The sequence below is a fragment of the Bacteroidota bacterium genome (assembly GCA_016721765.1).
GTDB lineage: Bacteria > Bacteroidota > Bacteroidia > UBA4408 > UBA4408 > UBA4408.
The window spans coordinates 555,308-579,351 of sequence record JADKHO010000004.1 but is presented as its reverse complement, the minus strand read 5'-3'; the positions used below and the strand labels follow the sequence as shown (position 1 = coordinate 579,351).

The following is a 24,044-nucleotide window of genomic DNA, read 5'->3' as shown; positions in this document are numbered from 1 at the left end:
GTCAAATCGAAGTAACTGTGCCCATTCTCGCTTTCCTGTGGTTCATGGGCTGTGCATCTCCAAATAATACAACAGAGCGTGAACCAACTTCTCGCCAATTAAGACTAACAACATCATTAAAAGCGTCTTCAACAGCTTCATCAAAAGTACTATTGCCGTCTGTTGATACCGGTGTTGTTTCAATAAAATGGTAAAGTTGTTCGATGTCTTTGCTTAATTTGGATACTCTTGTTACATAGGGTAAATGGCTATCATGATCCAAATAAAAGATTATTCCAATTCGCATATTTGGTATTAATGCAAAGAGATCTTTGCACAGCAATTTAAAATTGTCCTTTAAAAGTTTGTGGTAAACATGCATTGAGGCTGTTAAATCACCAACTAAAACTAAATCTAGTCCGCTCTCTTCTTGTAAAATTTTCTTCTGAATAGATGGGCTTTCGGAATTTAAAATCCGGTTTACTTCACTTTTTTTAGTCAAATCTAAAGATGAAATTTCTTTTTTTACATCTTTGCTTAATCCGACTCCCTTTTGAATAGCCGGAAGATTAAGTCCATTAAATTTTTCGCTCATGTTATTGTTTTTGTTTATAGTTATTTCGTTTGTTGTCATATTCTTTTCTCTTTTCTGGATCTGATAATATATCATAAGCTTCAGCAGCTTTCTTGAATTTTTCTTCAGCCTCTTTGTTTCCTGGGTTTTTATCAGGATGGTATTTCTTTGCTGCCTTCCTATAAGCTTTTTTTATTTCAATTGGGTCTGCATCTATTTCAACATCTAGAATTTCATACCAGTCAGTAAATTTTTCACTTGTTGAATTAGTAGCATCTGCTTCACTTTCATCAGAAAATTCCTGTAAAATACTCAGCAATAATTCGTAATTTTTACATGTTGCCAAGCCTAAGATGATATTTCTGAAGCTCTCGGAAAACTCCCAAGATTTTATGAATTTATCCGCATTGAAAATGCAATCCTCAATATTGGCAAGCCATTTCGCTACTGATTTAGGTAAATTAACTTGGGAAGCAATGTGTTCCTTAATTTGTAAGTAATAAGATTTTAACTCCTCATAGTTTTTGTCTATCTCATCTATTGGGGTGCTGAATCCTTTGAATGTTCCAGTAGCATATTTTTCATCGAGTTCATCAAATTTGGTTTTCATCTCACTAAGTAATTTCTTAGCTTGCCTTATAGATTCTTTCACAACTATTTTGGCTTGCTTTCCCTCCTCACTCTTATCAAAGTTTATATCGTCTACAAATTGCTTTGCAGCTTCCATATCTTGAAGCCTCCTATCGTATTCTGCAATTTTTTCTTTTAGTGAATTCTCAATAGTTTCTCTGTATTCATCAAATTTTAGTTCTTTCGCTTTAATTTCCTCATCAATAACTTTGGCTCTTTCAAAGATTGCATTGGCCATAGCTTTTTTGCTATCTGCCTCTTCATACTTTTTCTGAGCCTCTTCACTGAGCTTTGTGATATTTTTCTTTTCATCTTCCAAGACATTATTGAGTGCTTGATACTTTTCTTTTGCTTCGATTGACTCTTTTTCAATTTTTTCAGCTTCAGCTTCTCTTATGGTAACCCTCTTGCTTTCTTCCTTGAGTTTATTTTCATGTTCAATTGCTTGATGCTCATTTTTACGCAAATCTGCTTTCCTACTTGTTATTTCAATTTCCTCTCTCCGTATTTCTTTTTGTCTTTCCTCAAGCTCTTCTTGCTTTACTTTGATTTTGTTTTCCCTTTCTAGCAGAATGTTTTTTGTTCTATCGTTTTCGGCCACTAATTCAACAAGCTGTTCATTTAATTTTTCGTTTCTCCAAGCAATTTCCATTGTACTTTTTTGGAGTTCAATATTTGAAGTTTGAACTGCAATAGTTTTTACTATATTTTCATCAACTAAAGATTGTTTTTGCTCAAGGGCTTCTTGTCGCTTTCTCCTTTTATTAAACAAGTTCATAAATTTCATATTAGTTTAGTTCTTTAGAACTGATGGGTCTATTTTTCCTAATATCTTTAATCCGGGAAGTGGATTTGTTTTGACTTTAAAAATTATTTCTTTCGGATCAATATAATTTATTTCCTTTTTTAGCTCAATTTTCTTCATACTGTTTTCTTCAAAAAGGAATAGGTCGCATGCATTTTTAAATGAAGAACATGAATGAACCTTGCCGACACCGATTGTAAAAAGATTGTTTTCTTTGATTCTATGAATTAAGCCTGTGAAATCACAATCGCTAGAAACAATGCAGAAGGCGTTGACTTTTCCACTATAGAGTAAATCCATCGCATCAATAATTAATGCTATATCTGTTGAGTTTTTCCCTTTTGTATAATTGAAGGTTTGCATGGTCTTAATAGAATGTTTATTAACAATTACTTTCCAGCATCCAAGCTGGGGTTGTGACCAATCTCCATAAACCCTTTTAATAGCAAGCTGGCCATGATTTTGTATTTGCGATAAAGTATCTTCAATAATTTTTGGATTTGCATTATCCCCATCAATTAAAACTGCAATCTTTAGTTTTTCCATTTGTATGAATTAGATTGTTTTTAAAAATTCCTTCTTGAATCCTATTTTTTGAAGAATAATGCGCTTCTGAACTTCGTTTTGTTTCATTAGTATTTCCTTTTTTTCTTCTTGACTTAATTCGGTTGCCAGAATCGTATCGATTGTTTTTTCATCACATTGAGAAAGTGCATACTCTAAGCTTATGTCCAATATGGTGTTTTCCATTTTATTTAGATCGTGAACACAAAGTAAATTCTAGTTAATGCAACCATTCTGCACACATATTTTATTATTTTTTATAAAATGAACTTTCGCAATTGTAATCCATCACAAATTTTATTTATTTTAGTGCAGAGTATCTGCACACATAAATATGGCAACCAATAAGCAAGCAACCATTCGATATTTAGTTTTAGATAAATGCTTTCGAAATACCGGTAGGAATTATTTTTTAAATGACCTGCTAGAAGCCTGTAATGTGGCTTTGCACAACAATGATTCAAAATCAGACGGCATTAAAAGGCGACAACTTTATGAGGATATTAAATTCATGGAAAGTGAAGCTGGATGGGGAATTGAATTATTTAAGGGTAAGGAAGGCAAAGAGGTTTACTACCGCTATTTGGATCCCAATTTTTCCATAAATAATAAGGGTTTAAATGAGTCTGAGTCAGCACAAATGAAAGAGGCTTTATTGATCCTTAGCCGATTTAAAGGTATGCCTCAATTTGAGTGGGTGGATGAGGTTGTTGCTAAATTTGAATCAAGCTTTGGTTTAAAGAAGGGAGCAGAAAAAATTATAGGCTTTGATGAAAACAAGGATTACACTGCAGTTAAACATATAGGTAAGCTATTTGAGAGCATTCATCACGAAAAGGTAATAAAGGTTACCTATAAGAATTTCAAACAAAAAAACGAATACGAAGTTACCCTTCACCCTTATTATTTAAAGCAATATAATAATCGCTGGTTTTGTTTTGGGCTCAATGATTCAAATAAATACCTGACGAATCTTGCATTAGATAGAATAATCAAAATTAAAGATATAAGACTCAAATTTATAAAGAATGAGGATATTGATTTTAATGAATACTTTGAAGAAGTTATTGGTGTAACGGTGCAAGGAGATGTGCAAAAGGTGGTCTTAAAAATTGACAAAGACTTATGGCCTTATATTGAATCTAAGCCGTTGCATGGTACACAAAAAATTAAGAAACACGATAATGATGCAGTAACAATTTCTATTGAAGTAAAACTCAATTATGAATTGCAATCTTTGTTACTCTCTCACGGAGAAAAAATTGAAATACTGGAACCCAAATCATTTAAAGAGCTTATTTTGGAGCGAGTAAAAAAAATTAGATAATGAAAAAAAATAGGCAATGAGTGTTAACGAAGGTTTAAACACAGATTTGGAAGCCATTCAGGATAAACTGAAACAGCTTTTCGCAACCTATGATGAATTAAAAAGGATCGGTGATTCAGATGTTCACAAAGAAACATTGAAGGAAGGATTCCTTTTAATAGCCAGAAAAAACACTGAAAAGATTTTAAAGTATATATGCAAGCAAGAGGGCATTCAAGTGTATTTTAAAGACTCGAATGGCAAAGTTGACAAAAGTAAGACACCTCCACTTTATGAATATTTGAAGCAATTGAAAGAAAAGGAAATAATCAATTCAGGTATCAGCATTTATATAGATAACATAATAAAATGGGGTAATAGTGCTGCACATGATAGTAAAGAACACGATATTATTAAAACGTCAACAATTGATAGTGTCTATGATTCCTTTAAATCATTTATGGATTGGTTTTTTAAAAAGTACGCAAATGGTGCAAAGGTTGATTTTTCAAAAAATGTGTATTCAAATAATGAACCTCCAAAAGAATATACAGAGGAAGAAATTGCTGAGAATAGAAGAAATTTTAAATGCGAGGATTTAGGTGTTCCTGACTACAGTTATTTAAAGCATACCAAGGAAAATAAAAGCTATGTTCGAAAGCAAAAACGAAGGGTTTTATTTCGATTTCTTATTAGAATATCAATAATCTCATTGGTTGTCTATTTTTTTATAAAAGGAATCATGGGAAGTGAAAAGGAATCTAGTGCTGCAAAAGATCAGCTTAAAAAGGAGGAGGTTTATGACTTGCTAATCAATTATTTCAACAGCAGTAATAAAATTAGTAACAATGCTCACGAATTTTTTACCAATAGTGTTGATACGTTTTTTTTAGATACAACCTCAGCCCGGCTGAAATAGATATTATCCAGCAGGAAAACACAAGTTATATTGACAATAAAAATGAAATCGATAAGGAAAGTCTTGTGATAAGTTCAAAAAATGACAGTATAACTCGCTGGAGATTTTGGACTAAATATACTTGCTATCGACCCAAGCTAAAAAAGTTTCAGAAAAATGATAAAATACTAATGGAGTTTGGAATTACAAACTACGGAAAGATTAAGTTTATTAAACAATTAGAGAAAACTCAGGAGCAATACTCATTCGAAAAACCAAGCTGAAATAGTATGTACTTCCAAGGAATTAAGATAAACATCTGATGTTTTTATAAAAAGATTTACCTAGGTTAACTAAAAAAATATCCTACCTTTTTTATAACTACTATTTGAGTTTTTAATTTACGCTCCCATTACAAAATTAGAAATGCAAAAAGTTTCAGGAATTAATTAAGGTTAACAACAAAAAGCGGGACTAATTTCTGTCATTATATAATTAATTACTTATGCCATCTAAGTATTTCTTCACTAATGGACTTATATCGGTGTCTATTTTAGTCCAGTCTGCTCTGCTTGAATGAGTTGCAACAATTACAATTATCCCATTTGAGTTTTTGAATACTTGAGTTTTCCATTTCCGATTGTTTCTTTCAACAAACTCATCTATAGGAAACCGATCAGCTCCAATTTTGTTTCTTACATTATTTCCTGCGCTTTTACCAAAACAAAGTATGATTTTAATTTCTAAATCTTCAATCACATGTTTGTGAAAAGGCCAGCAAAGGTTAGCGAACTTAATAAAATTATTTTTTATTTCATTTTCACCAATAGAACGAACAAAGCAAATATTGCTAGCAGGCACATCATAAGGACATAGGTTTAGTTTATTAAGTAGATGAAGTATTCTTCTTTGTAAAGGGGATTCCCCAGGTTTATATCCATCTTTCCAAGCGCCATTAAGATATTCAGTGAAATTAAAATTTAAACTATTTAAGACATTCAGTGCAACGGTATCTTCTTTCTGAAGGTCTGGATTTCCTCCAGGATTAAGGCCTAGTATGTAAAAGTCCTTTTTACCATCAAAGGCATTTTTGCCAGAATAAAAAACTGCCCCTGACATTTCCATCAAGGTTTTAGGAATCAATTTTGAGAATTTTCCAATCATTTTTTGATTTTGGAATTTGTTTTATAAATATTGCGATGTTTAAATTTCATTCTTAACCAAAATTGCAAATAAGTTGATAAATATTTATTTAAAAATAAATATCCACATAATCCGTAACACCAGCGCAACCTTCCATATTTTGGCATCTCCAAAACTTTTTATTTCCTGATGCAACAAAATTAAATGTGCCTTCTTTTATATAAGGTTTTCCATTTTGTATATAGTTAACGAATCGTTTAGATGCTATTGTGGAATTGAAAAGGAAATTTAGATTTTAAATAACCAAATTAAGTCTTATTCTGAAAAAAGACAAGAAAGAGTATATTGAGTTGAAATCTCAAAAGGAAAGATTGCAAGTTAGTTTCAATTTGGTTAGCAGTAGATTAATGGTTAATTTTCCTGATATTAGTTTGATAGATGGGGAGTTAGATTTCTCTGCACCTCCACTGCACTAATACCACATACTTTTGAATTCAATTTCATATATGTAATGAAATAAATCTAAAAATCTCTCATAATGTCTGAAATTGAATATTTAGAGTTAAAAGAATATTTTAAGCAAAAAAAAACTTTCGAAATTTTCGATAATCGCAAATGTGCCGATTTCTTCGCTGGTTGGTGGAAGTTTGAATATGTTGAAGGTAAACCCTCAAAAGAGCTTGTTTTTAATTCTATAGGTTTACAAAACGATTTTATCACTTCTGATGAATTTTACAAAAATGCAAAAGCTGGTGGTTACAGTTTGGGCTTAAAATGGATTAGAAATGAAAACACCTTATACTTCAGAACCTTGCTTCTACAAGGTAGAATACCTATTAAAAGTTTAATAAGATTTAATACCTATTGGAAAAAATTCTTAGTTAAAGTTATTGAAAAAAGACCAATTGATATTAGTGATATTTCAAATGACCTAGATATTATTAGACTACTTCCACTTTCCACTAGAAATGAAAGTATTTATGAATCTGCCTTAGAGATTTCCAAGGCAATTTGGGATGATTCAGAAGATGGTAAAAAAATACTTGAAATACTTGAGCAAAATGAGCAACGCGACCTTGTCAATTCACTTAGAATTGAAAAGGAAAAAATTAAATCAAGAAAGCAAACTCAAATAAAACTAAAACCATTTTGGGAGTTAAATTATTTTGGTGACAATAAAGCCGAAATTTCATTGAAAATTGATTTGCCAAATAAGCTTCAGAAAGATGCATTTGCAAGTTTAATTAATACAGATTTGAACGAACTTTCAAATTCATATAATTTGTTTTGTGACGATTATTTACTTGCAGCATACAAGAAGAACTTAAATGGTGATTATTTAAAATATTCTACTTCAAATTATCCATTAGTTTGGAACAATGAATTGCAACAAATCCCATTAATTTATTTTGCAAATAATGAAGGAACAAAATACTATGTTCCTAATCAATTAAAAGCAATTCCATCCGCTGCAGTATTTTCGTTTTGGATTCAAATGGAAGAAAATAGATGGATGATGATTAATGGGAATAATTTAAAAGACGACAAGGCTTTTTTATTGACAGCTAATTCAAATTTGCTTGTTAGCTTTTGTAAATCCTTTATTGTCGAAAATCATTCATTGTATTTTTATGAAGTCAATCAAAATTCATTAGCAGAAATAAACGAAAAACTTTCAATAGATTTTAAGTTGTGTCAATCAACCTTTGATTGGACAATTATTTCTGATATGCCAAATTGGATGCATCGTGCTAACATGAATGTCGTAAATAAAATGCCAAAAATTTATTTTTATGATGAAGACAACAATACTATATCAGATAATGAAATTAAAATAGCCTGGAAAAAAAAGAATGAAATTAATTGGAGTTCCGGTAAGTCAATACCTTTTGGTATAGTTGAGTTACAATTTTCATACAAAGACCTTATTGAATATGATAAAGTATTTAGCATTGGTAATTCTACTTTCAAATATGATAGCACTAAAGTAAATAATGCTAGTATTTATTTTCAACATGATTCACTAAAATTATCTATTTTTCAAAATGATTTATATGAAATTAATTCTACAACTGAAAATAAGTCAATTATTGAATTCAACAAAATCAATCAAATCCCAAAAAGAATAAAAGGTTCAATTTCTTATAAAAATGAAAATCTAATTATTGAAATTATTTCTCCTGTAAAAGGGTTTGAAATTATAGATAACAATGATAAAATAGTTGAGAGCAATCACGAGTTTATACTAAATAATTTATTTGGCTATAGAATCGTTTGTGGTGAAAACCAAAACATAAAATTTTACAATGAACAAAATCCAGATATTCTCATAAGACAAAAATTAAATGCTGGTTCTATTTCCTTAAGAAACTTTCAAGGCATTATTCAAAAGCTATTTTCCTTAGCTGATTCAATGAGTGCAAAAAACAAAGTGATTATGGAAATAGGTGGTAAAATCTATTTCTTTCAAACATACAATTCACGCCTTAAATTCAAAGATGACAGGAATTTACTTGTTTACGCAAACGACAATAGACTTTTGATTTCAGTCAAACAGAAAGGGTTTGAGGCTAACGATGATTTAGAATTAAAATTCAACTTGTTTGCTGTCCCACTAAATTGTGTATTGACAAACATTAATGTTATTGAGTTAGAGAAAAATGAAAATGGATTTTCATTCCCCAATACAATAAGCGATACAGAATTCCTTGTTTTCGATAATGACAATGCTGCAAATTGCAAAATACTCCCCACCTACATATCAACAATTCAAGACAACTATTTTGCTCCTGATGAATATTTGTTGTTGAAAGAAAAAAAGGAAAATAAAATAGCATATTTTGCATCAAATTTAAATAACAGTTCCATAGATAGCGAAGATTGGATATCACTTTTTAAATACATAAAAATTTGTATTCAAAACAACATTCCATTTTCTGCTTTAGATAATATCAGAGCTTCATGCACCTCATCTAGCTTATCTGCTAAATTATTCTTTTGTTTATTGTTAAACACCGATTCTAATGAAGAATTTATAAAAGCTTGCGAAAAAATAGAAGATGAATTAGGCTTTAAATTTCATTGGTGTTCATTCAATTCGTTTGAGTTAGCTATTAATTGGCTATATGATACATGGGCCAATTTACCTATTACAGATATTTTTGCAAAAGCCAATTTATTTCTCGATTCCAAGTTTTTAAATTTTGACAAAAATGATTGGAAATTTAATCTGCACCTTAATTCAGAAATAAGTTCCATGAGGGCCAGATTAGGTGAAAATATTATCAATGAGCTACCAACTAAGTATCCTTGGATAAAGGAAGATAGAAAAGCAATCATACCATTTCCAAACGAAATTCCTAAGCTCAAAATAATGGCCAGAAGTCCAATCGCAATTGGCTTAACTAAATGTGATGTTTACATAAGTGATTTACCCTTAAATGAAAATAAATTGGATTTGTGGAATTTGAATAATCATGGGGTTAGACGCAATATTATCTATAGTCAACAAATAGACCCAACTTGGTACGATATAGCGATTACATACACCATTAATAAATTAAATCAAAATGAACTTTAAACAATTCTATAATAACTCTGAGCAAAGAATTATTGATACAATATTATCATTATGGTCTACTGGTGATGGTCGTATGCAAGAATATCTTAAAGATATTTTCAAAGAAGAAAAGCTTCTTGCAAAGCCTGTTTTTCAAAACATGTTTCCTTGGGAGCCATCATCTAAGAAATTTAAAGATTTAGATTCACTATTCAATGCTGAATTTATTCAAAAACTAGATGGTATTTCAAATCCAGAATACCGTTTTCCAAAAGAAAGAAATCCATACTTACATCAAGTTAAAAGTTGGAATTCGGCACTAAATGATAAAAAATCTATTTTAGTTACTACTGGAACAGGTTCAGGTAAAACTGAGTGTTTTATGTTGCCGGTTTTGTACGATATATTCCAGCATAATCCAAATGCCAATGGTATTAATGCAATTTTTCTCTACCCATTGAATGCCCTTATTGGCAGTCAGAAAAAAAGAATGCATGAATGGTGCAAATCTTTAGGGAATATAAATTATGCAGTTTACAACGGAAACACAAAAAACTCAGTTCCTGCAAATACCCAACATACATCATATCCGGAAATTGTCTCTAGAAAAGGAATAAGGGAAAACCCTCCACAAATTTTGTTTACCAATCCTACAATGCTTGAATACATGCTTGTAAGAGACAAAGACACACAATTGTTAGAAAACTCCCAAGGCAAATTAAGATGGATTTTGCTTGATGAAGCACATACTTTAACAGGGTCTAAGGCTGCAGAAATGGCTCTACTCATTAGGCGTGTAATAGATGCTTTCGGTGTAGATGTAAACAATGTTCGCTTTGCAGTTACTTCTGCTACTGTTGGCAGTGGTAAAGATGATTCTTTAAAACAATTTATGTCCGACCTTTGTGGCATAAATACTTCTCAAATTGAAGTTATTTCAGGTAATAAAATTCTTCCTGAATTTGATTCGAAAATTTTAAAGCAAAACAACCTTCAAGAAAAAATATCAGTTAATCTCAGGAAAAAGTTATTTGAGAAAGGCTGTATTGATGAAAAAGATATTGAGCTTATTACGGAAATAAAAAATCTAAATGAGCAATTATCCTTTATTGATAAAATCTCAGAATTAGAAGATAGTGGAAAACCAATTTTACCAATACGAGGACACTTTTTCGTTAGAAATATTAATGGATTATATGCTTGCACAAATCCTGCCTGCAAAATACATCCAAATATGCCTGATTATATTTTAGGCTCACTTACAACAATTGCAAAAAAGAATTGCGAATGCGGTTATCCATTACTAGAACTTATTTCTTGCCGAACATGCGGTACATTTATGATGGAAGGTGAAAAGTAAATAATGTTATTCAGCAAAATTCAAAACAAAACTCCGACTTTTTTCAAGTTGATGATGTAGATGATGAAGAGGAGGAAAATTCTAAAATTAATTCAAAAAAGGAAAGATTCATTTTGGTTAAACAGTTACCAAATAAAAAAATTAATCCAGATAATTTAATCCCCATTTCAATAAACAAAGACGCTACTTTAAATTTAAAATCAGCTGGTCCTTTTTTCGAAATTATGCCTGATGAAAATGAACCTTGTCGCTGTCCATATTGTTTCAATAATTTGGAGAAACCTTTTCATTTTAGATTATCAGCATCATTTTTAAATCGCTTAATGTCTGATATTATCTTGGAGCAGACCAATGATGCCAGTCCAATTACAAATAAAATGCTTTGGAGTGGTAAAAGTATATTTCTTTCACTGATAGCAGGCAAGGTACTGCAAAAATTTCTGCACTTATTAATATTGATAGTGAAACATATTGGTTAAGGTCTCAAATATATCATTCATTATCTCTTAAAAGAAAAGAGCTAACTCAACAGCCTTTGAACAAGGATGAGAGAATTCAACTTGAATCTGAAATTGAACAATTAAATACAACAATTGAACAAAATTCACTTCCACCATTTATTTTAGATGGTATAAGGCAGCAATTAAAGGAAAAGCAAACCCAGTTAACTCCATCAATTCCTTCGGTTAATGAAAGTAGAATCTCTTGGAATGAGGTGTTAGAAAATCCTTTAATGCAAGGCATAGATTTTCAAAATTTATTTCATCACAATGTTGGAGGAAATATTACATCCCAAGGCATAGATTATTTAAAAGCACTTCTTTATAACGAATTTTCTAGGAGACTACCTAGAGAACGTTCAATGGAAAATTTAGGTATGGTCAATTTAGTATATCCCAAATTAGACAACATTGTTAGTCCACAAATTGCAACTGAATTGGGTATTAACGCAGATGAATGGAAAAGTTTGATAAAAATTGCCTTAGACTATGTTATCAGATATAAATTTCATTATAATATCAGTCCCAATGTCAGAGGTTTGGCATCAACGAGACACAAAAGTTTTCAAATTTACCCAACTGAAACGCAAGTCATAAATGTTTCTAAGTGGCCTAAATTCGATAAAAACAATATTCGCCCAAATCGTTTAGCATTACTTATTTGTGCAGGTTTAAATTTACATAGCAATGTTGAAATTGACCACCAAACCGAAGACAGAATTAATGAATTGTTAGAACAGCTTTGGATTTCAATTAGAAGCAAATTCCTAACAGCCGAAGGCACTGAAGGTGGGTATAAATTAAATTTAGAAACCGAAACTGCTTTCGAGTTATCCGATAAACTTTGGCTTTGTCCAGTCAAAAAGAAATTAATTGACACTACTTTCAAAGGGTATTCACCATGGATTAATAGCCGTTTGGAATCAGATAACATCAATACATTTAAAGTTTCAAATACAGTTACTTTTCCTTATTTCCCTTTTGCATTTAATAGGAATCAGAGTAATGAAAATGACCAGGAGACAACAATTAATTGGATAAAGAACGATACTGAAATTAATTCACTTAAAAGTAAAGGACTATGGACTAGTTTACACGAAAGGATTATTAATTTCAAACCATTATACCTTGCCGGGGAACACTCTGCTCAGCAATCAAGTCAACGATTAGAAAATCTAGAACAAAAGTTTCAAGATGGTACCATTAATATTTTAAGCTGCTCCACTACAATGGAAATGGGCGTTGATATTGGTGGTATTTCGGCTGTTATCATGAGCAATGTGCCACCAAGTCCTGCAAATTATTTGCAGCGTACAGGTAGAGCAGGTAGAAGGGGCGAAAACAAATCATTGGCATTCACCATCTGTGCAGCAAATCCAATTGGCACAAACGTAATTGATAATCCAAAATGGGCTTTAGAGCATAAAATCGCACCACCAATGCTTGCATTTAATAGCAAGTCGGTTGTGTTCCGACATTTAAATGCTTTTTTGTTCGGGAAGTTTGTCCAGTCTCAATTGCATGGTATTAATATTGAAGAAAAAATTGAGGATTTCTTTATTAACAAGATACCTTCAAAAAATGATAGCGCTTCTCAAAGTTTTTTAAATTGGTTACTTCTACTTCAAGTTTCTAATGTTTCCGATACTATTGAATCCATAATTAAAAATACCCCATTGATTAGTTATTCACCTTCAATTATTATTCAAAAGGTGTATTCAAATTTTGAGCTACTCAAAAACAAAACTGAGCATTCTGTAAGTAATTATAATGAAGCATTAGAACGCTTTTTAAGCTTGCATGGTTATTCTGAATCTTCATCAGCTTACAAAGCAGTTAAATACCAGAAACTTCAATTTTTAAAAAAAAATTTACTAGCATTCCTTTCCGAAGAAGGATTTTTGCCTGCTGGTGGCATTCCAACAGGAGTTGTAGAATTTAATAATGCATACATCAAAAATATTTCAAATGAGAAGGAAAAATTAAAACAACTTCCTTCTTACCACATCACAAGAGCACTTTCCGAATATGCTCCAGGTATGGAAATTGTTATAGATGGATGGTCTTATAAGTCCGAAGGTATTTCTTTAAAAAATAATTGGGGCGATAGCACTACAAAAAATCTTTTACAACATTGTAAAAATTGCGGTGCCGAACATATTGTTGAGCATGGTGGTTCTCAAATTTCAAATATTTGTCCAGTATGCCAAAATAGTTCACTATCAGGTATTATTGAAGGTGCTGGATTCACAGAAATAATTGAACCAGCAGGTTTCGCTGTAGATTTGTTTGCCGAAAAATCTAGAGAAATCAAAGAAAGTTCTAATATCCAATATGTAGAGCCTTTGTTGATAGGTGTGGAACCTTGGAGTGATGCATCTCATCCAGTATTTGAATACAGAGACAGTAAAGAAAATGCCGAAATTCTTTATTACAATCATGGCTCAGGTGAGGGCTATTCGGTTTGTTTGGAGTGTGGGCGTGCTAGTGCCGATGCTTCTGACCTAAACAACCACAAAAGATTAAGAGGTGGTAAAGACAAAGAAACCAACAGTTCTATTTGCAATGGAAATGAAAATGCCTATGCCATTAGAAATAATGTTTTGTTAGTTGGCCGTTTCCAAACAGACTTTTTTGAACTTAGATGCAAAGGAGAAAATGGTAAATTAATTAGCGATGAAACCACTCTATTTTCTATTGGCCAAATAATTTCAAAAACGCTAACAACTTATCTTGGTATAGAGGAACAAGAAGTAAACTTTGGAATTAAAAATTACAAAGGCTTTCGCAGTATTTTCCTCTTTGATACTGCTAAAGGTGGTGCAGGATATGTTGCTCAATTTGCAAATTTATTTGAAGAACTTTGTACACAAGCTTTAAATAAATTAGAGCAATGTAATTGTAACTCCGCCTGCACAAAATGCTTAATAGACAGAACTTCTCAATATCATATTGATAATTTAAACAGACATAAAGCAATTTCATGGCTAAAAAAAGTTGTCGATACAAAAGTAAGTGACGAAATAGCCAAACTTTTACCTCACACTCCTAAAAAACTAATTGGTTCTATAAAAGAAGATTGGGCAAGATTATTTGGTAAAAAACAATTATTAGAAGTATGGTTAATGGTGGATGCATATAATATTGATTCTTGGGACACAGAAAACTTTTTACTTTTCAATAGAATGAAATTGGAAGAAATTTCAATAAATATTGTTTTTAAAGGACAACCATCACAGTTAAGTTTAGAGCAAAAACTTACTCTTAATCAATTAAAGGTAAATGCTAAATTTTATTTTACCGATTCTTTTGAAGTTTCAAATATTTCCGGGTATAAATTAAATTTAATTGGTAAGGCAAAGCTCAACGATAGTCAAGAGTTTGAATATTATGCCGAGGATTTTTCAACTGTACTAAATAATCATTGGGGCGATGTAAATAATAATTTCGTTTACAAACAGAACTCATCAGGTTTGTGGCCATTGAAACAATTCAACATTGACTTTCAAAGCATGCAAGCAAATGTTTTTGAAGTATTTTTAACGCCACCAAATAAATACATATTGTCCCAAAACTTATTCAATCATTTTTTTGAATCTTTATGGCAAAATGAAAGAACACGATTGTTAACTAACTTAGAAAATAAAAACGTTGATATTGTTTATTCCGACCGCTTTTTAGCATCGCCTTTTGGGTGTATTCTTTTAATACAGTTTATTCAAGCTATAAAAGAATCTTTGCAAATAAATTCAATAAATACTCTTACAGTTTTAGTTAAGGATTTAATAAACTACAACAATCGTCCAAACTATTTTTTTACAGAAAGCTTTACAAATGATGATGAAAGGGTTACTTTTTTAAGGAAAATAGCAAACGAATTTGGCATTTTAAATATGAACATTCAAAGTGATATAAACATTCCTCATTATCGCTATTTAGATATAAAAATTGATGGTGGTAATTCTATAACAATAAGGCCAGACGCAGGCATTGAACATGGTTGGTTTGCTAAGAATAAGAATATCAAAACTAGCGATTTACGTGGTAATGAAAATTTAGAAATTCAACAAAAATTAAATAAAAATTTATTATATACCTTAGTGTTTTCTTACCAATGCTAGTTATTTTTCTTTTTTTTAAATTAATTACATCAACTTTTGCTGAGATTAATTGTATTTTATAGAGTCTTTTTTTGAAGATATTTTAGCCTATTCTAAAATTCATTTTGTTTTGAAAATTGATTTTAAATTGATATCAACATTTTGCGATTAGATCAAATTAGATTAATTTACTAAACATGTTTCTGTAATGCAAAATGCCAATAATTTGAATATCTTAAAATAGCGTTTAAAGTATTATCATGTTAAATGAAAATCAGCTAAAAATAGAAAAATGAAAAAAGTACTTTTATTCCTCATATGCCTTCATAGCTCGATGTATGCGCAGTCATTGTTTTTACAAAAGGATCAATATAGTATAAGACTTCCTGAAGGGGAAATTTCATTTAAAGTTGACACTTCTTGCATTGCAATAAAATTCAAGGAAGAAATTTCAAATAAAGAAATTGGATCTTTTCTGAAATCTACAAATATGTTTTTGTCATTTGATACTAGTTATACACTACCATTTCCCAAAATAGTAATAGCAAATTTTGATAATAATAAATCAAAGACTTTTTGGCAAAGAAAAATAAATGATATTCAAAAAAATGAAATAGTTGATTATGCTGCACCTGTTTTGATTTATAATAACAATCATAGGCAAGTCCTTTACAATTTGTTTTATGTAAAGTTGAAAGATTCTAAAGATATTAATAAGCTTAAAATAATTGCGGAATCACAAAAATTTATTGTTGGAGAAGAATATGAGAATAATATATTCTTTTGTAGAGTAAATAAACATACTAAGGGTAACACTTTTGAAATATCAAAATACTTACAACAACTTAATCTATTTGAATTCGCTGAGCCAGATTTTATATATAATTGTAAATTGGCGTCTAATGATATGTACTTTTCATAGCAATGGGCTTTGAATAATACAGGTCAATTTGGAGGCACTATTGGAGATGATATTGATATTGTTAATGCTTGGGGAATTGCAACTGGTTCTTCTTCTGTTAAGGTTGCAATCTTAGATTGTTTTGGCAGTGCTAGTCAATTTTCTCATCCTGATATTTCATTTTATGGTACTCATGATGCAACAGGAACTGGGTTTAATACTAATGGATTATCAGGAGAAGCGTATGGTATTTGTTGTGCTGGAATTATTGCCGCTCAAGGTAACAATTCACTTGGAATTGCAGGAGTGGCTTATGGTTGCAATGTCCTTGCTGTAAAAATTGGTACAATTACTTCAGGCACAAGTTGGAGCGCAACTGGAAATTCAATTTCAAATGGAATTACTTGGGCTTATCAAAATGCAGATGTAATTAGTAATTCTAATAGTTTTGGCAGTAGCAGCAGTTTAATTGATAATGCCATTTCTAATTCAATTACATTAGGTCGAGCAGGATTAGGAACCCCATTTTTTTCTCGAATGGAAATAACAATACATCAAGCATTGGTTATCCTGCTTCAAATTCAAATACTATAGCTGTAGCGGCAACAAGCATGTGCGATGAGCGAAAAAGCTTAACATCCTGCGATGGGGAAAATTGGGGTTCAGACTTTGGAATTGGAACCGACATTGGTGCGCCTGGTGTTCATATTTATACAACAGATATTTCTGGCAATTCAGGATTTACAAATGGTGACTATGCTGAATATTTTAATGGGACATCAGCTGCTTGCCCAATAGCAGCTGGTGTAATGGCTCTTATGCTTTCGGAAAATTCTAGTTTGACCTATAATGATGCAAGATTTATTTTAGAATCGACTTGTGAAAAGGTTGGAGGATATGTCTACAATTCAAATGTCTTCGGTCAACCCAATGGTACTTGGTCATCTAATTTGGGATATGGTAGAATTAATGCTTATCACGCACTTTTAGCAGCTAGTTGTAATAATCATCCATCAAATGATAACTGTAATGGTGCAATTCAAGTTTCGGATAATACAGCATGCTCCTTTATTACTGGTTCTGTAGATTGTGCAACTAATGATGGATTTCCAACCCTTCCATCTTGTAATGGGTCAAGTGCTACCCAACTTGGTGTCTTTTATTACTTCATTGCACAATCAAATAATGCAACTATTCAAGTAAATCCTATTACAACTACAAGCAGTGGTCTTGATGCCATTATTGTACTATATTCTGGAACAAATTGTTTTTCTCTTAATGAGTTTTCTGGCGGTTGTATTGATAATTATTCTGAAGGTCAATCAGAGACGCTTGTTGTAAATGGTTTGACGCCTGGGCAATCATATTGGATCAGAATTTATGATTATGGTGCTTCTCAACCTCCAATTGGTTCTGGAGGATTTCAACTTTGCGTTACTCACACAATGAGCTGTTCTTCTCCGATTATAGTTTTAAATCCAGCAAGTGTGCAGGTGACTGCTCCAGGAGGAACAAGTTTTACAGTTACAGCAAATGGAGGTGTTTTACCTTATTCTTACCAATGGCAATATGATTCAGGGATTGGTTGGATAAATGTCCCGAACAGTTCGCCTTATTCTGGGGTAAACTCCAACATTTTAAATATAAGTGCAACATCATTAGCAATGAGCAACAATCAATATCAATGCGTTGTTTCAAGTGCTAGTCCATGCTCATCAAACAAATCAACAAGCAGTGCAGCAATACTCACTGTAAGTGCGAGTTGTTCTTCGCCGATTATAAATTTAAATCCAACAAGTGTGCAGGTGACTGCTCCAGGAGGAACAAGTTTTACAGTTACAGCAAATGGAGGTGTTTTACCTTATTCTTACCAATGGCAATATGATTCAGGGATTGGTTGGATAAATGTCCCGAACAGTTCGCCTTATTCTGGGGTAAACTCAACATTTTAAATATAAGTGCAACATCATTAGCAATGAGCAACAATCAATATCAATGCGTTGTTTCAAGTGCTGGTCCATGCTCATCAAACAAATCAACAAGCAGTGCAGCAATACTCACTGTTAGTGCAAGTTGTTCTTCACCGATTATAAATTTAAATCCAACAAGTGTGCAGGTGACTGCTCCAGGAGGAACAAGTTTTACAGTTACAGCAAATGGAGGTGTTTTACCTTATTCTTACCAATGGCAATATGACACAGGGAGTGGTTGGATAAATGTCCCCAATAGTGCACCTTATTCTGGGGTAAACTCCAATATTTTAAATATAAGTGCAACAGCATTAGCAATGACCAACAATCAATATCAGTGCATTGTTTCAAGCGCTAGTCCTTGCTCATCAAGCAAATCAATAAGTAGTATAGCAATACTTACTGTTAGTGCAAGTTGTTCTGCGCCGATTATAAATTTAAATCCAACAAGTGTGCAGGTGACTGCTCCAGGAGGAACAAGTTTTACAGTTACAGCAAATGGAGGTGTTTTACCTTATTCTTACCAATGGCAATATGATACAGGGAGTGGTTGGATAAATGTCCCGAACAGTTCGCCTTATTCTGGGGTAAACTCCAACATTTTAAATATAAGTTCAACATCATTAGCAATGAGCAACAATCAATATCAATGCGTTGTTTCAAGTGCTAGTCCATGCTCATCAAACAAATCAACAAGCAGTGCAGCAATACTCACTGTTAGTGCAAGTTGTTCTTCACCGATTATAAATTTAAATCCAACAAGTGTGCAGGTGACTGTTCCAGGAGGAGCAAGTTTTACAGTTACAGCAAATGGAGGTGTTTTGCCTTATTCCTACCAATGGCAATATAATACAGGGAGTGGTTGGATAAATGTCCCGAACAGTGCGCCTTATTCTGGCGTAAACTCCAACATTTTAAATATAAGTGCAACAACATTAGCAATGAGCAACAATCAATATCAATGCATTGTTTCAAGTGCTAGTCCATGCTCATCAAACAAATCAACAAGCAGTGCAACAATACTCACTGTTAGTGCAAGTTGTTCTTCACCGATTATAAATTTAAATCCAACAAGTGTGCAGGTGACTGCTCCAGGAGGAACAAGTTTTACAGTTACAGCAAATGGAGGTGTTTTACCTTATTCTTACCAATGGCAATATGACACAGGGAGTGGTTGGATAAATGTCCCCAATAGTGCACCTTTTTCTGGTATTAATTCTTCTATGCTTAATATCAATAATACAACTTTATCTATGTCCGGATATCAATTTAAATGTATTATTTCAAGCTCTAGTCCTTGCAATGCGTATAATGCAATAAGTAATGCTGCTTCATTAAATGTTAATTCACCTATTAATGATATTGTGATGTCAAATTCAGGAACTTACACAGTTTGTTCTGCAAATTTTTATGATGGAGGCGGAATTATTAATGATTATCCTGATAACCAATATTCCGTTGTAACAATATATCCTTCAACAATTGGAGCGAAGGTAAGTGTGACATTCAATTCATTTAATACAGAAACACATTATCATGACTTATCGAATTATAGTCAAATAGATGATGATATTTTATATGTCTATAATGGTAATAGTACATCTTCTGTTCAAGTTGGTGCGTTGCAAGGCCAAGCAGGTTATGGAACAATAACATCCAGTGCAGCTGACGGAAGTTTGACTTTTAAATTTGTTTCACACTCCCCATATTATACTGCAACCAGTGGAACAAGATCAGGATGGTCCGCAACGTTAGCATGCAATTACACCCCTACTGATATTTCAATGATAGCTTCCGGATCATTTACAACATGTGGTGGTAACTTTTATGATAGTGGAGGACCTTTGGGTGATTACATGGACAATCAAAGCACAATCATGCCTTCAGGTGGTACTATTGTAACAATATATCCTTCAACAGTTGGAGCGAAGGTAAGTGTGACATTCAATTCATTTAATACAGAAACACATTATCATGACTTATCAAATTACAGTCAAATAGATGATGATATTTTATATGTCTATAATGGTAATAGTACATCTTCTGTTCAAGTTGGTGCGTTGCAAGGCCAAGCAGGTTATGGAACAATAACATCCAGTGCAGCTGACGGAAGTTTGACTTTTAAATTTGTTTCACACTCCCATATTATACTGCAACCAGTGGAACAAGATCAGGATGGTCCGCAACGTTAGCATGCAATTACACCCCTACTGATATTTCAATGATAGCTTCCGGATCATTTACAACATGTGGTGGTAACTTTTTATGATAGTGGAGGACCTTTGGGTGATTACATGGACAATCAAAGCACAATCATGCCTTCAGGTGGTTCTATTGTAACAATATATCCTTCAACAGTTGGAGCGAAGGTAAGTGTGACATTCAATTCATTTAATACAGAAACACATTATCATGACTTATCGAATTACAGTCAAATAGATGATGATATTTTATATGTCTATAATGGTAATAGTACATCTTCTGTTCAAGTTGGTGCGTTGCAAGGCCAAGCAGGTTATGGAACAATAACATCCAGTGCAGCTGACGGAAGTTTGACTTTTAAATTTGTTTCACACTCCCCATATTATACTGCAACCAGTGGAACAAGATCAGGATGGTCCGCAACGTTAGCATGCAATTACACCCCTACTGATATTTCAATGATAGCTTCCGGATCATTTACAACATGTGGTGGTAACTTTTATGATAGTGGAGGACCTTTGGGTGATTACATGGACAATCAAAGCACAATCATGCCTTCAGGTGGTACTATTGTAACAATATATCCTTCAACAGTTGGAGCGAAGGTAAGTGTGACATTCAATTCATTTAATACAGAAACACATTATCATGACTTATCGAATTACAGTCAAATAGATGATGATATTTTATATGTCTATAATGGTAATAGTACATCTTCTGTTCAAGTTGGTGCGTTGCAAGGCCAAGCAGGTTATGGAACAATAACATCCAGTGCAGCTGACGGAAGTTTGACTTTTAAATTTGTTTCACACTCCCCATATTATACTGCAACCAGTGGAACAAGATCAGGATGGTCCGCAACGTTAGCATGCAATTACACCCCTACTGATATTTCAATGATAGCTTCCGGATCATTTACAACATGTGGTGGTAACTTTTATGATAGTGGAGGACCTTTGGGTGATTACATGGACAATCAAAGCACAATCATACCTTCAGGTGGTACCATTATAACTTTTTATCCTGATTATTCAAATAAAAAAATAGATGTAGCATTTAGTTCTTTAAGCACTCAAACCCAATATCATGATTTCAACAATTATAGTCAAATAGACGATGATAAACTATATATATATAACGGGTCTAGTATAGCTTCTCCAATTATTGCTACTTTAAGTGGTGTTTTGAATCCTGGGTCATTTACCTCAACCGCAGTTGATGGAAGTATGACTTTCAAATTTGTTTCTTATGCACCTTTCAACACTGCTCCTATTGGATTAAGGGCTGGATGGTCAGCATTTATTTCTTGTTCACCTATTTCTACAAATGACATTATAAAGGATAATCCTAAAATACAAATATTTCCCAATCCAGTTAATGAATTTATAAATTTATCTTGTGTAAATCTGCCCGAAGAAAACTACAAAATAATCTTAACTGATTTATTAGGCAGGAAATTGTATGAGGTTAAAAGCCAGTCAATTAATGGAAGTTTTGACATTCAAATAAACATTGGGGATTTTTCAAAAGGCATTTATTTTCTATCAGTTAGCTCAACAAATACAAAATTAAAAACGGTAAAAATTCAAAAATGAATTTGATAGGAAGTTTTTTTTGAATTGCAATTTATAATCATTGGCTTATTCAATCTAATTTTTCGCAATTATTTTTTATTGATACTCGCGAATTATCTAGATTTCTAAGTTGAAAAAAAATCGCATATTATTAAAGTGAATAGTTATAGTTTTAAATTATAATAAATTATTAATATCAGATATAAAAAAGCTATGATTGTTAGTTAATCTGTTGAAAGTAAATCTATCGAAAACTATTAGTCTTTCGGAATGCAATTTTGGAATATAAAAAATTATAAAGAACGATTTATTCTAGTTTAATTTTATCATAACTGAAAAGTTAAAATGAAAAAATCTCAATTTGAAGCTTCTACAAGTGTTTATCTTTTTGACTTATTATACTTTCCTTGTTATACAGTGATGTGATGGCTTTTTTATTGGAGTAATATTGTATTTTTTCTTGAAGTGGTTTGACTAATTGTAGCAAATATAGGTGAAAACCAAAGTAGACAAAATCTTCAAACCCTAACCCCAATAATACAAACATCATCCACCTGTTCATTAGCACCACGCCAGCTTTCAAATGTTGTGTAAATGGCTTCACGTTGTTGTTCCATTGTTAGCTGGTGAATGGAAACAAGTAATTCTTTAAAACCTTTACGTTGAAATTTACGACTTTCAGTTCCGCCAAATTGATCAGCATATCCATCTGTAAAAAGATATAAAGTATCTCCCTTTTCTAATTGAATGGTATGATTTGTAAAGGAAGTTCTATCATATGATTTTCCAACCGGTTGCTTGTTGGGTTTGTATTCATTGAGTGTTCCATTCGGTTTAATAATCCACAATGCATTATTTGCTCCTGCCCATTGCAATTGTCCGCTTTCTATATTTAATGCGCAAAGCGAAGCATCCATTCCATCTTTTACTTCATCGTCATCATCCGCATTTTTATTGAAATCTTCAATTACCATTTCTGAAACTTTGTCTAATATTTCAGCAGGAGTTCTTTTTTCAAATTCCTTGAGTGCTTTATTCAAAGCATTGTGACAAACCACACTTACCATAGCACCTGGAACGCCATGGCCGGTGCAGTCACAAGCAGCAAAATAAACTATGGATTCATCCGCAATACTCTCCATCCAATAAAAATCACCTGCTACAATGTCTTTGGGCAAATAAAGAATAAAGGAATCTTCTAAATATTTTTTTACAACACGAACTGATGGTAGGATAGTGGCTTGAATTCGTTTGGCGTATGAGATGCTGTCCAAAATTTCTTTGTTTTTTATTTCGACTAATTCCTTTTGTTGTGAGATAACTGAATTTTTTTCTAGCAATTCGGTATTGTTTCTTTGTTTTATTTGTCGGCTTCGATAAAGCAATAGTGAAATAATTAATACAAAAATAAAGCCTCCTAAAATGCTGTTTCTGATCTGTCTTTGTTTTTCAGATTCTTTGGTTATTAGAATATCTTTCCTTTCTTGCTCAGCTTTAGTTGCCGATTCCTTTTTGTCAAAGTCATATTGCATTTGTGATTGCACAATTTTCTTTGTGCGTTCTTCATTGTAAAGGCTATCTTTATATATAGTAAAGAGTTTATAGTTTTTTAATGAATTCTCAAAATTATTAGTAATGCTATCTAGTTTAGATAAATTTTCGTAACCATCTTTTAATGATACATAACTATTAATTTCTCTCGCAATCGAAATACTTTGGTAAAAGGAATTATAGGCTTCCTTATATTTCTTTAATTTAGTATAAACAGTGCCAATATCATTATATGAAATTGCGCAGGCATCCCGGTCTTCAATTTCATTCTGAATTTTTAAGCCTTTTAAATAAAAGTCAAGAGCATTTACATAATCCAATTTGATTAGATATATGTTTCCGATATTACTTAATGATTTGGAAATACCGCTCTTATCACCAATTCTTTCTTTGATTTGCACAGAATTATTATAGTATTCAAGTGCTTT

Annotated in this window: 17 protein-coding genes; 11 read left to right on the top strand and 6 right to left on the bottom strand. The window is 32.1% G+C overall.

Features of this window, described 5'->3' with window-relative positions; all coding sequences use genetic code 11:
• Nucleotide 1 precedes the first annotated feature (1 nt).
• The 4 genes from IPP32_16575 to IPP32_16560 all read right to left on the bottom strand — a co-directional run bounded on the left by IPP32_16575 (nucleotide 2) and on the right by IPP32_16560 (nucleotide 2,738).
• Nucleotides 2-574, bottom strand: a complete 573-nt coding sequence (locus IPP32_16575; protein ID MBL0049699.1) for a VWA domain-containing protein — start codon at nucleotides 572-574, stop codon at nucleotides 2-4.
• Between the two features lies 1 nt (nucleotide 575).
• Complete coding sequence (locus IPP32_16570) at nucleotides 576-1,163, bottom strand: J domain-containing protein (protein MBL0049698.1); 588 nt, start codon at nucleotides 1,161-1,163, stop codon at nucleotides 576-578.
• A gap of 813 nt (nucleotides 1,164-1,976) precedes the next feature.
• The gene (locus tag IPP32_16565) at nucleotides 1,977-2,534 is read right to left on the bottom strand and encodes an NYN domain-containing protein (GenBank protein MBL0049697.1); all 558 of its coding nucleotides are present in this window, start codon (nucleotides 2,532-2,534) and stop codon (nucleotides 1,977-1,979) included.
• 9 nt (nucleotides 2,535-2,543) lie between these two features.
• Nucleotides 2,544-2,738, bottom strand: coding sequence for a hypothetical protein (locus IPP32_16560; protein MBL0049696.1), 195 nt, complete (start codon nucleotides 2,736-2,738; stop codon nucleotides 2,544-2,546).
• 148 nt (nucleotides 2,739-2,886) lie between these two features.
• On the opposite strand from IPP32_16560, the gene IPP32_16555 reads away from it, so the two are divergent.
• Nucleotides 2,887-3,879, top strand: coding sequence for a WYL domain-containing protein (locus IPP32_16555; protein ID MBL0049695.1), 993 nt, complete (start codon nucleotides 2,887-2,889; stop codon nucleotides 3,877-3,879).
• 16 nt (nucleotides 3,880-3,895) lie between these two features.
• Nucleotides 3,896-4,777, top strand: a complete 882-nt coding sequence (locus tag IPP32_16550) for a hypothetical protein (protein MBL0049694.1) — start codon at nucleotides 3,896-3,898, stop codon at nucleotides 4,775-4,777.
• A gap of 474 nt (nucleotides 4,778-5,251) precedes the next feature.
• Here IPP32_16550 and IPP32_16545 read toward each other — a convergent pair whose 3' ends face one another.
• Nucleotides 5,252-5,920, bottom strand: coding sequence for a hypothetical protein (locus IPP32_16545; GenBank protein ID MBL0049693.1), 669 nt, complete (start codon nucleotides 5,918-5,920; stop codon nucleotides 5,252-5,254).
• A gap of 517 nt (nucleotides 5,921-6,437) precedes the next feature.
• Between IPP32_16545 and IPP32_16540 the strand changes: the two genes are divergently transcribed.
• The 9 genes from IPP32_16540 (at nucleotide 6,438) to IPP32_16500 (ending at nucleotide 22,086) form a co-directional block, all read left to right on the top strand.
• The gene (locus IPP32_16540; protein ID MBL0049692.1) at nucleotides 6,438-9,479 is read left to right on the top strand and encodes a hypothetical protein; all 3,042 of its coding nucleotides are present in this window, start codon (nucleotides 6,438-6,440) and stop codon (nucleotides 9,477-9,479) included.
• Nucleotides 9,469-10,818: a DEAD/DEAH box helicase gene (locus tag IPP32_16535; GenBank protein MBL0049691.1), complete on the top strand. Its 1,350-nt coding sequence runs from the start codon at nucleotides 9,469-9,471 to the stop codon at nucleotides 10,816-10,818. The genes IPP32_16540 and IPP32_16535 overlap by 11 nt, the downstream gene beginning before the upstream one ends.
• A 113-nt stretch (nucleotides 10,819-10,931) precedes the next feature.
• Nucleotides 10,932-11,297, top strand: a complete 366-nt coding sequence (locus tag IPP32_16530) for a hypothetical protein (protein ID MBL0049690.1) — start codon at nucleotides 10,932-10,934, stop codon at nucleotides 11,295-11,297.
• 56 nt (nucleotides 11,298-11,353) lie between these two features.
• Entirely contained in the window at nucleotides 11,354-15,439 is a 4,086-nt protein-coding gene (locus IPP32_16525) for a DUF1998 domain-containing protein (protein ID MBL0049689.1), read from the top strand.
• Between the two features lie 271 nt (nucleotides 15,440-15,710).
• The gene (locus IPP32_16520; protein ID MBL0049688.1) at nucleotides 15,711-16,340 is read left to right on the top strand and encodes a hypothetical protein; all 630 of its coding nucleotides are present in this window, start codon (nucleotides 15,711-15,713) and stop codon (nucleotides 16,338-16,340) included.
• Nucleotides 16,341-16,349: 9 nt separating this feature from the next.
• On the top strand, nucleotides 16,350-16,913 hold the full coding sequence (locus IPP32_16515) for a S8 family serine peptidase (protein MBL0049687.1): 564 nt from the start codon (nucleotides 16,350-16,352) through the stop codon (nucleotides 16,911-16,913).
• Nucleotides 16,844-18,271, top strand: coding sequence for a S8 family serine peptidase (locus IPP32_16510; protein MBL0049686.1), 1,428 nt, complete (start codon nucleotides 16,844-16,846; stop codon nucleotides 18,269-18,271). Before IPP32_16515 ends, IPP32_16510 begins: the two co-directional genes overlap by 70 nt.
• Nucleotides 18,272-18,294: 23 nt before the next feature.
• On the top strand, nucleotides 18,295-20,481 hold the full coding sequence (locus IPP32_16505) for a hypothetical protein (protein MBL0049685.1): 2,187 nt from the start codon (nucleotides 18,295-18,297) through the stop codon (nucleotides 20,479-20,481).
• Between the two features lie 60 nt (nucleotides 20,482-20,541).
• Nucleotides 20,542-22,086: a T9SS type A sorting domain-containing protein gene (locus tag IPP32_16500; protein ID MBL0049684.1), complete on the top strand. Its 1,545-nt coding sequence runs from the start codon at nucleotides 20,542-20,544 to the stop codon at nucleotides 22,084-22,086.
• Between the two features lie 497 nt (nucleotides 22,087-22,583).
• Here the strand turns inward: IPP32_16500 and IPP32_16495 are convergent, their stop codons facing one another.
• A complete protein-coding gene (locus IPP32_16495) occupies nucleotides 22,584-24,017 on the bottom strand; it encodes a SpoIIE family protein phosphatase (protein ID MBL0049683.1) in 1,434 nt (477 codons plus the stop codon).
• Between the last annotated feature and the right edge of the window lie 27 nt (nucleotides 24,018-24,044).

Excerpts from the sequence above, each read along its gene's own strand:
- IPP32_16550 (MBL0049694.1), top strand. The coding sequence starts at position 3,896 with ATGAGTGTTAACGAAGGTTTAAACACAGATTTGGAAGCCATTCAGGAT.
- IPP32_16535 (MBL0049691.1), top strand. The coding sequence starts at position 9,469 with ATGAACTTTAAACAATTCTATAATAACTCTGAGCAAAGAATTATTGAT.
- IPP32_16575 (MBL0049699.1), bottom strand. The coding sequence starts at position 574 with ATGAGCGAAAAATTTAATGGACTTAATCTTCCGGCTATTCAAAAGGGA.
- IPP32_16520 (MBL0049688.1), top strand. The coding sequence starts at position 15,711 with ATGAAAAAAGTACTTTTATTCCTCATATGCCTTCATAGCTCGATGTAT.
- IPP32_16565 (MBL0049697.1), bottom strand. The coding sequence starts at position 2,534 with ATGGAAAAACTAAAGATTGCAGTTTTAATTGATGGGGATAATGCAAAT.
- IPP32_16570 (MBL0049698.1), bottom strand. The coding sequence starts at position 1,163 with ATGAAAACCAAATTTGATGAACTCGATGAAAAATATGCTACTGGAACA.
- IPP32_16545 (MBL0049693.1), bottom strand. The coding sequence starts at position 5,920 with ATGATTGGAAAATTCTCAAAATTGATTCCTAAAACCTTGATGGAAATG.
- IPP32_16560 (MBL0049696.1), bottom strand. The coding sequence starts at position 2,738 with ATGGAAAACACCATATTGGACATAAGCTTAGAGTATGCACTTTCTCAA.
- IPP32_16555 (MBL0049695.1), top strand. The coding sequence starts at position 2,887 with ATGGCAACCAATAAGCAAGCAACCATTCGATATTTAGTTTTAGATAAA.
- IPP32_16505 (MBL0049685.1), top strand. The coding sequence starts at position 18,295 with ATGAGCAACAATCAATATCAATGCGTTGTTTCAAGTGCTGGTCCATGC.
- IPP32_16540 (MBL0049692.1), top strand. The coding sequence starts at position 6,438 with ATGTCTGAAATTGAATATTTAGAGTTAAAAGAATATTTTAAGCAAAAA.